Origin of the sequence: Paraburkholderia sp. SIMBA_027, from assembly GCF_046535315.1 — a bacterium.
Taxonomy (GTDB): Bacteria; Pseudomonadota; Gammaproteobacteria; order Burkholderiales; family Burkholderiaceae; genus Paraburkholderia; species Paraburkholderia tropica.
On sequence record NZ_JAWRWY010001308.1, the window covers coordinates 1 to 247 of the forward strand.

A 247-nucleotide genomic window follows, 5' to 3' on the forward strand; every position below is an offset into this window, starting at 1 on the left:
GCGCGATTTGTCGATGATCGGAATGGAGTAACCGTTTGCGCCAACGCCGTGTTCCGCAGCATCAGCCAGAAACTCATGGGCTGTTCCTGGGATGTCGACCTCGCGCCAGTCGAACGGCATTTGCCGCATGATCCCGTCGCGAAGGATGGGATCAATTTTGGCGTAACCCCTCAGAAGATAGCGCGAAACCCAGGGAACTGGATATGTGGTCCTTACAAAAGGTATATCGATGACATCGGCGATCGTT

The 247-nt window shown here is 54.3% G+C and carries 1 protein-coding gene; it reads right to left on the reverse strand.

Translation table 11 applies throughout. The features are described 5' to 3' along the window. Positions 1 to 247: autoinducer binding domain-containing protein (locus SB764_RS43390; protein WP_410867224.1), on the reverse strand; the 247-nt coding region annotated here is incomplete at both ends.